Genomic DNA, 8881 nt, shown 5'->3' with positions numbered 1-8881 from the left:
CCCGCGGAGCGGGATATGCCCCGGCAAGCCGGGGCATAGAGTGCGAATTGCGCAAGCGCAATTCGAATTCCGGCGCAAGCGCCGGAATAGAATTCCGCAAGCGGAATTCTGGCGGGGTATCAATTCGCGCAAGCGCGAATTGAGGGCATCCGCGCAAGCGCGGTTGTCGAGGCCAGCAGCAAGGGGAAGTGCATCATGCTCGCGCCTGTGTAGGGCTTGGGATTCTCGGCTACCACTCCTGCAACGGATGTGACGGACCATCGGCCTGACAGGGTGTCGGCCCCATCGCAGTGACGGGCTCCGCTGCGCTCCGCCCGAACCCTTCCCCCCACCCCGAACTACTCCCAGGTGTTTACTAATACCCTGCCGGCATACAGGACAACCGGCCATTCGCGGGCAAGATTGAGTCATGTATCACCTTGGGAGTGGAGTTGGCGCGTGAGTGATGCATCACTGGTTAGCACTGTGTAGAGTCTGGGATCAGACACCACACCCCAGCGCCGCGCACCTCTCGCCGGGATTCCCTTTCTGATTACGCGCCACATTCCGAGAAAAGGAGAACACGGGGCATGGCCGTGAAACTGCGTAACCATCAGATCGAGGCCGTTGCCGCCATTGTGCGCGGTCTGGATGTCCCGCCGGGCGGCATTCCCTTTAATGGCCTGCGCGGTCAGGTGCACGCTGCGTGTGGAACGGGAAAGACCATCATTGCGGCGGCGTCGGCGAAGCGTCTTGTCCCCAAGGGCCGCATTCTCGTGATGGTGCCGACGCTGGACCTTCTGACCCAGACGGTGCAGGCGTGGCGCGCGGCCGGGCACACGGGGCCGGCGGTTGCGGTGTGCTCGCTCCAGGACGACCCGGAGCTGTGGAACCTCAAGGTGCGCTCCACCACGAACCCTGTACAGCTGGCTCTGTGGCACGGCTCCGGGCCCGTGACCATCTTCGGGACGTACGCCTCGCTGGGGGTCCTGGCGGAGGCTTTCGAGGGCGCCTACGGCCAGCAGTTGGCCCCGATGGACCTCACGGTGGTCGATGAGGCCCACAGGACTTCGGGCTCGATGGGCAAGGCCTGGGCCGACGTCCACATCCAGGGCGTCATCCCCTCGCACCGCCGGCTGTACCTGACGGCCACGCCGCGGATCTGGGAGGAGCGGCTGAACCGCGAGGTCGCCGAAGGGGTGCGTGACCCGCTGCCGCGCGAGATAGCGGCCTCCATGGACGACGAGAAGGTCTTCGGGCCGGTCCTCTACAAGCTCTCGCTCGCGTCGGCCGTCTCGCGCGGTCTGCTGGCGCGGTACCAGATCATCGTCCTGGAGCTGAAGGACCCGGTCGTCACGCCCGAGCGGCTGATGGGCGAGGACCGGCACACCGAAGAGGTCCGCGGGCAGCGCCTCGGAGCCCTCCAGGCCGCGCTCCTGCACACCATGGCGCAGCACGGGCTCCAGACCTGCATCACCTTCCACCACCGGACGATAGAGGCACAGGCTTACGCGGAGGGCCTAGAGCGCGTCGCGGCCAAACTGCACGCCGACCAGCCGGAGAAGTATCCGGCGAAGATCTGGGCCAACTGGCTGTGCGGCGAGCACGTCCCCGAGCGCCGGCGGGAGGTCCTGGGCGGCTTCGGGACCACGGCGCGGCGGGCGGTGCTTTCGAATTGTCGCATTTTGGGCGAAGGTGTCGATATCAGAGTGGTGGACAGTGTCGCCCTCTTGGACCCCAAGGGCGCACCGCACGACATCGTCCAGGCCATCGGCCGGGCGCTCCGTCAGAAGCCGGGAGAGGGAAAACTTGCCTCTTTGATCGTGCCGGTATTTCTCCAGCCGGGAGAAAAGCCGGAAGACATGTTCACCTCGGGATCGTACCGGCCCTTGGTGAAGGTCCTTGAAGGTCTGCGCGCTCACGACGAAGAGGCAATCGAGCTGCTCGCGATCCCGCAGGAGCCGCAGAAGGACGTCGCGCAGCCGTCCGCCTATATCGGTCCGCCGCCCGAGGAAGGCGAGGAGGAATCCCGTCTGCTGCTGCGTTTCGCGTCTCCACGTGACCCGGTGATGGTCGCGGACTGGGTCAGCTTCAACGTGATCGACACCGAGAAGCAGGACTGGGCGCGCGGCTGGGCGGCGCTCAAGAAGTTCACCGAGCGTGAGCTTCACGCCCGCGTCTCATATGGGCATAAAGAGGGCCTTTACCCCCTTGGGCAGTGGGTGGCAGAACAGCGACGCGCCTACGGGGCGGGGCAGATGACCGGCCTGCGCGCCCGGCGGCTGGAGCAGTTGGGCATGGTCTGGTCGCTGGCCGATGAGCGGTTCCAGGAGAACCTGGAAGCCGCCAAGGCGTACTACGAGCAGCACTGGACCCTCTGTGCTCCGAGGTCCGCAGTGGCCCTGTCCAGACCGGTAGGACAGTGGTTGAGCAATTTGCGCCGCCCCGGTGCGCTGGACGGTCACCCCGAGTGGGAGACAGCACTCAAGGATGTCGACGAGGACTGGAACCCGTCGTGGCCGGCTGAATGGCAGCGGCACTACGCCGCCCTGCGCGAGCTGGTGGCCGACGAAGAGGGCCAGCCGGAAGTCCTGCCCGGCGTCACGGTCCACGGCATGGACATCGGCAAGTGGCTGGCCAAGCAGCGGACGTCGAAGGTCTGGCAGGCCCTGACGGACGGACAGCGCGAGCGCCTGGAGCAGCTCGGCATCACACCGCTCGCCCCGGCGCCGGAGGAACCAACAAGGGCTTCCACGACGTTCGAACGGGGCGTGACGGCCCTCGCGCAGTACAGAGCCCGCACAGGCTCTGTGAAGGTCCCCAGGGCCCACGTAGAGCGGCTGGAGGACGGGGCCGAGGTCCGGCTTGGAGTGTGGATCATGAATCAGAAAAGCCGCCGCGCGAAGCTCACCACCGACAAGCTCTCTGCACTCGCCGTGCTAGGGCTGGAATGGGCCCTGGAAGGCTAAGGAACGGGATAAATTTGTGGTTAAGCAATGCTTGCCTGGAGTGAGGGTGCAGGGTCATGGCCTCTGAGGAAGAGCTGTTCGCGTCCGTCGACGCTCTGTTGAACGAGGAGCCGCACCTCCCGCCTCCGGCGGAGCGTGCCCGGCTGCGTGAGGCCGCCGGTATCACCCAGGCCCGCCTCGCCACCGCGTTGAAAACCACGACCCAGTCAGTGAAGAACTGGGAAAACGGCCGCAGCGAGCCGAAGTCGCCGCGACTGGACGCATACCAGCGGCTGCTGAACGGATGGGCGGCGAAGTACCCCGCCCCCGGCGCGGCTCCGACAGCCTCGGTTGCCGCAACGGCGCCCGCGGCGTCTACCGAACCGGCCCCGTCCAGGGTGGAGACGGCAGATGCCCCGCAGGCTCCCGCCGTTCCGGCTGCGGCGCCGGCGCGCCCCGCCATCCGACCCGCTGCGACATCGCGGCGTCCGGCCAAGAAGAAGGCGGCGCAGCCCGCAGCCGACCCGCGCTTCCCGCACGGGCCCCTCGCGGTCCTGGACGGTGACGGCTGCGCGTACGGCGTGGACGGAATCGTGCTCGACTGCCCCGCGACCACAGTGGTGGAACTGGTGGAGTGGACGCTGCACGAGTCCGGCCTCGGAGCGCCGCGCCTCCACCGCAACGGCAAGGACAGCGACCCGCTGATCGTCCTCACTGCCGCCGCCGCCGTGAAGCTCGGGCTGCCGCAGCGCCTGGAAGGCCACGAGCAACGCCGCTCCCTGCGCCTGCAGGAGGATCACCCGGTGGTCAAGCAGGTGGTGAAGGCGAACTGGCGGCTCACCCAGCGCGGGTTCGGCCCGTGGGCACGGATCTACCGCAAGGCCCAGGGCCGCGACCGGCAGTGCGCGCAGCTCGCGATCCTGTCCTGGGACGCCCTCGATGAGCGGTCCTGGCCCGGCGTCTCGGACATGGAGCCGGCCGACATCGCCCGCGTCCTCAGCGTGTACGCCCGGCGGGTCATCACTCCGCGCGGCTCCACCGCCGTCTCCGGGCTGGAGCTGATGACTGCGCTGCGCCCGCCCACCCGCGCGGTGCGCGACGAAGTGAGCGGGAACTGGGTGCCCGGCCACAACCCCGGCTCGCTGGGCACTGAGCCGATGGACCCGGCGCCGCCGGAGGCCACCCCCGAGCACCCGGTCGTCGTGAACTCCGGCTGGACCGGCGGGTTCCTGAACGAAGAGGCGTACCAGTGGGTGCGGTCGGTGGACCTGCTCACCGATGAGGAGTGCACGCTGCCCTTCGCGGTCGGCCTGGACCTCAACACCGCGTTCCTCGCGGCCGCGGCCCGCCTGGTCGTCGGCCTGTCCGCCCCCGACCACTTCGTGGGCCCGAAGTTCAACCCGAAGATCCCCGGAAGCTGGCTGGTCGACCTGTCCCACGTCGAGGTGGACCCGCGTCTGCCCTCGCCCTTCACGCCGGACGGCACCCGGCCGACCGGCCCGGCCTGGTACCAGACACACACCGTCGCCTACGCCCAGGAACTCGGCTACAACGTGGCTCCCCTCGAGGGGTACCTGCGCCGCGAGACCGGCGCGTACCTGGACCCGTGGCACGACCGCCTCAAGAACGCCTACGTCGACACCCTCGCCGACCTCGGCGTCACCACGGACCTGGACGACCGCGCCTTCCTCGCGGCGATGGAGCGGCACAAGGACACCGACCCGGCGATGGCGGCCGTCCTGGCCGCCATCAAGGCCACCGTCAAGGGCGGCATCGGCAAGCTCCGCGAGCGCCCGCAGGGCAGGAAGTACAAGGAGGGCGAGCCGTGGCCGGCCCTTCAGCGGCCGACCTGGCGCCCCGACATCCGCGCCGCCGTCATCAGCAAGGCCCGGGTCAACATGCACCGCAAACTGCGCAACATGGCGGCGATGACGGGCCTGTACCCGCTCGCCGTGCTGTCCGACTGCGTCGTCTACCCCTCACCGGGTGCGAGCCCGCTGGACTTCCTCCCCTACGCGGCGTCCGGCAAGCCCCAGCCCGGAGGCTTCCGCCTCGGCCCCACACCTGGCCTGGCGAAGCTTGAGGGCGTCCAGTCGATGCTGTGGGCGGTCGACCTCATGGAACAGGGCCTCAACCCCGCCCGCCACGTCAAAGGCGGCGACGCCGTCCTGGACGAAGGCGAGTAGACGCTGTGGGAGAGATCGACGACGCCATCGAACGCGCGGACCGGGAGGGCTTCACCCGCCAGCCGCCCAAGACACTCCAGGCCCGCATCAACTTCCTGATGAAGCAGCTCAAGACGACCAAAGCCGTTGCCCAGGAGATCGGGGTCAGCCAGCGGTCGGTGGAGCGCTACCGCAAGGGCGAACGCAAGCACCCGCCCCAGGCCATCGCCGAACGGATCGACGCGGCCGTACGGGCCCGCTGGCAGCCCCAGGTCCGCACACGCCGCCGCAAGCAGGCCACCACCACCACGGGCATCACGGTGGAGACGAGGGCCAGGTTCGGCTACACCGCACCCGTCGGCACAACCGACGACGGACGCTTCCGGCGACTGACCGTGCACCTCCCCCCGGCGTATGCGCAGCGTCTGTTCAACGCCCGTGACGCCGGAGCCAGCGACCAGCAGATGCGCCAGATCATCGCCGAAGGATTCAAAGAGATCTACTTCCAAGACGGCGGAGCCCGCGCCCTGGGACTCTCCGACGTCACCCTCAACGACATCGACTACCTCGACCTCGACTACTGACCCCGGCAGCGACCGCAGGCCCAGCACCTGCTCGTCTGAGCCGAGGCACGGTAGTTGTGACCAAGGCAGGCGTGCTGTCACCAGGGCCACCGGACGGCACTGGGCAGCGTTCTGGACCGCGGTGCAGTCTCAGCTGTCCAGCCCGACTTCCCACTTGCGTCGGCGCAGCACATGGTCGCTGAAGAGGTGTCGGCTCCGGTCGAGCAGTTCACCCACCTCGGCGTCGCCTCGCTGTCCGTCCGGCGACGGATGCCAGCGCTGCACTGATTGCGCGGCCCAGGCGCGCAGCTTCATATCCGGGTCTTCGAACAGGCCGACCGCCGCCCGTAGCGCCACGATGCCGCCGCGTGCGTCGAGCAGCCGGAATGCGCCGACGCGGACGTGCCGCGGCCGCTCGGAGCTGGTGCGCTCCAATAGCCAGTCGGCGGGCAGTTCCTTGGCCGAGGGCAGCAGGGCGGTGGCGGTCTCACGGACGACACCGGAGGCAGGGTCGTCGAGGAGCGGCCGCAACTGTTTCGCATCCGCGCAGTCCAGTGCCCGCAGCCCTGCCACCGCTCGCGCCCGCACTCCGGCCGCCGGGTGCACGAGCAGAGGCCGCAGCAGCCCGGCGTCCGCGCGGTTTCCGCACTCGGCCAGCCCGATGACCGCACCGGGCGGCAAATCGGGGTCGTCCGGTGTCGTGCACCGCTCCCGGTACCAGACCGCCGGGTCAACACCCTGCTGTCGTACGACATACCGGGCACAAGCACGCACGAGCGCGGAACGGTCGCTGAGAAACGGCTCCGCCTGCTCTGCCCGCCCCGCCCGTCTCAGCGCGGTAACGCCGGCCGAACGGGTACGCGGGTTGCGTGCGGACAGCAGTGGAGGCAGCACACCCTCGTAGGCATCCTCATCCCCCAGAGCCGTGAGCGCCGCTGTGGCACACAGGTCCTGGACCACGGTGTCCTGGTCCCCGGCGGCCGCGCGGGCCAGCTCAGCGGGATGGAGCAGTTGGCCCTCGATGGCAAGCCGGTACGCGAAGCGGCGGACGATGCGGTCGGGGTCGGCGAAGAGAACAGCGAGCTGCCCGTGGGATGCCTGTCGCAGGATCTGGCCGAGCACATCGACGCCGAAGGCACCTCTGTCGCGGCGGCCGACGCGGAGGATGAGCGGCGCGAGGTCGAGGGCAGAGTCCACGTTCAGGGCCTCGCGCAGCAGCTGCCGGGCGTGCTCGCGCACTGGGCCGACCCAATCGGCGCAGCGGATCACGACCAACGGCAGCAGACCGGGGTATCGGACCGACTGACGCACCGCATCCTGACGGATCCGCCCGTCGCGGTGGCAGAGGGCGAGTGCGAGCCGAGACTCGCCGAGCTGAGTCAGGTCGGCGGGCAGTGGGGCGGAGTGCTCCCACCCCGGCAGGAACTCCGGGCGGTGCCAGGCCACCTCACGCACTCCTGCGTCCAGCGCGAGCCAGTCAGCGGGGTCGGCGACATCAAGCGTGCTGTGAAGCGGCGTACCTCCCGCGAGCCGCGTCGCTGCCGCTGTCCCGTCCTCGATGTCGTCAAGCATTCCCGCCCCTCCAGCAGTTGTACCAGGTGATCGTAGGGGCGGGGTTCGCGTAGGGCGCAGGAAATATGGCCCGTGATCGCCAAGGCCGCCGCCCGGCACCCTGCTGCCGGGCCTTGACCCGGAATCTTGGACACGGGCTATGCAGCTTGGGCCAGGCTAGTTGACGTTGTGTCGAGTGCTGTCTCGTAGGCGATGGGACTGCGTTGTCCGAGGCGGGAGTGTCGGCGTCGGGTGTTGTAGCGGTTGAGCCAGCGGAACGCGTCGAGACGGGCCTCGTGTTCGCTGGACCAGCGCTTCCGGCCCTGAAGCGTCTCGCGTTTGAACGTCGCATTGAAGGACTCGGCGAGCGCGTTGTCCGCCGAACTGCCGATCGCGCTCATGGACTGGCGGACGCCGGCCTGGCGGCAGGCGTCGGCGAAGGCCCGGCTGGTGTACTGGGCCCCGTGGTCGGTGTGCATGAGCGCCCCGGCGAGGCTGCCGCGGGTCCGTTCGGCGGCGGACAGGGCGTCGGTGACGAGGTCGGTGCGCATGTGGTCCGCGATCGCCCAGCCGGCCAGGCGGCGTGAGGCGAGGTCAATGACGGTGGCCAAATACAGGAACTTCCCGCCGTCCAGCGGGAGATAGGTGATGTCGCCGACGTACTTCGTGTTCAGCTCGCTTGCCGTGAAGTCGCGGCCGATGAGATCCGGGGCCTTCGCCGCGGCCGGGTCCAGGACAGTGGTGCGGTGTCTGCGGCGCAAGCGCACGCCCGTCAGGCCGGCGCCCCGCATCACCCGCGCGATCCGCTTGTGGTTGATGCGCTCGCCCGCCTCGCGGAGCTCGGCCGTGATCCTGGGGACGCCATAGGTGCCGTCCGACTCGCGGTGCACGGCCCGTATCCGGGTGGCGAGGCGGGCGTCGGCTTCCTGCCGGGCGGCCCGGTCCGCGGCCGTCCGACGCCAGTAGTAGAAGCTGGAACGGGCGATGCCCAGGATGGTGTACAGCCGCTTCACGCCGTAACGGCGCTGATGGTCTGCGACGAACTGGAAGCGGTTCACCAGCGCGTCTCCCCGGCGAAATACTTCGCCGCCTTCCGCAGGATCTCGCGCTCTTCCTCCAGCTCACGGACCTTCTTGCGCAGAGCGGCGTTCTCCGCCTCCAGCGGTGTCGGCGGCTCGGTCGGCACCTCCGCCCGGCGCCCCCGGGGCCGACTTGCTCCAGCCGCTCGGACCCAGTTCCGAAAGGTCTCGGGGTTGATCCCCAGATCGACGGCGACCTGCCTGATCGTCGCCTCGGGCCGCGACTGGTACAGCGCGACCGCGTCCGCCTTGAACTGCGGCGGATAGTTCTTCATGACCACGAGATGTCCGTTCTCAGATCCTCAGGATCCAGTGTCTCGTGTGTCCAGGATCAAGGGTCAAGGCCCGCCCACCAGAAGCCGAACGCGGTGACATAGCCCCTGCTTCGCTTGCCGCTGGTGACAGGTAGCGCACCGCATCGGTGACAACCACCATGCTTTGTCCCACTGAAGCCGCAGCCAGCCGATGCCGGTGGTGACAACTATCGTGCTTCGGCACAGTTGTGGTCGGGTAGCCGGAGACCATTGCTGATCCCCGGCCCCCTCAGAACCGGACGTGCGGGCTTTCCTCGCATCCGGCTCAAGCAAGCCACGAGG

General features: G+C 68.7%; 5 protein-coding genes. 3 read left to right on the top strand and 2 right to left on the bottom strand.

The window, feature by feature from the left end:
• Positions 1 to 569 precede the first annotated feature (569 nt).
• Genes ACFYMU_RS33205 through tpg form a run of 3 tightly spaced genes read left to right on the top strand, consistent with a single transcriptional unit; the run spans position 570 to position 5676 of the window.
• Positions 570 to 2948: a Helicase associated domain protein gene (locus ACFYMU_RS33205; RefSeq protein ID WP_388381419.1), complete on the top strand. Its 2379-nt coding sequence runs from the start codon at positions 570 to 572 to the stop codon at positions 2946 to 2948.
• A 56-nt stretch (positions 2949 to 3004) separates the two neighbouring features.
• Positions 3005 to 5113, top strand: a complete 2109-nt coding sequence (gene tap, locus ACFYMU_RS33200) for a telomere-associated protein Tap (protein WP_388381417.1) — start codon at positions 3005 to 3007, stop codon at positions 5111 to 5113.
• Between the two features lie 5 nt (positions 5114 to 5118).
• Positions 5119 to 5676 carry a telomere-protecting terminal protein Tpg gene (gene tpg / locus ACFYMU_RS33195; protein ID WP_388381415.1) on the top strand — a complete coding sequence of 186 codons (558 nt, stop codon included), beginning with the start codon at positions 5119 to 5121 and terminating at the stop codon, positions 5674 to 5676.
• Between the two features lie 129 nt (positions 5677 to 5805).
• On the opposite strand, the gene ACFYMU_RS33190 is transcribed toward tpg, so the two are convergent.
• Positions 5806 to 7227 (bottom strand): hypothetical protein, encoded by a 1422-nt coding sequence (locus ACFYMU_RS33190; RefSeq protein ID WP_388381413.1) that lies wholly within the window; start codon positions 7225 to 7227, stop codon positions 5806 to 5808.
• Between the two features lie 137 nt (positions 7228 to 7364).
• A protein-coding gene (locus tag ACFYMU_RS33185; RefSeq protein WP_388381411.1) for an IS3 family transposase occupies positions 7365 to 8566 on the bottom strand; the annotation gives its coding sequence in 2 pieces (ribosomal slippage) (positions 7365 to 8281 and positions 8281 to 8566; 1203 coding nt in all).
• Positions 8567 to 8881 lie beyond the last annotated feature (315 nt).

The organism is Streptomyces sp. NPDC007264 (assembly GCF_042869095.1).
Taxonomy (GTDB): Bacteria; Actinomycetota; Actinomycetes; order Streptomycetales; family Streptomycetaceae; genus Streptomyces.
Note: the sequence above shows the minus strand (reverse complement) of the source record. Positions and strands in the feature narration are given on the sequence as shown.

What these genes read in the sequence shown, in the direction of transcription:
- ACFYMU_RS33190 (WP_388381413.1), bottom strand. Translation starts at nt 7,227, where the DNA reads ATGCTTGACGACATCGAGGACGGGACAGCGGCAGCGACGCGGCTCGCG.
- tap (WP_388381417.1), top strand. Translation starts at nt 3,005, where the DNA reads ATGGCCTCTGAGGAAGAGCTGTTCGCGTCCGTCGACGCTCTGTTGAAC.
- ACFYMU_RS33205 (WP_388381419.1), top strand. Translation starts at nt 570, where the DNA reads ATGGCCGTGAAACTGCGTAACCATCAGATCGAGGCCGTTGCCGCCATT.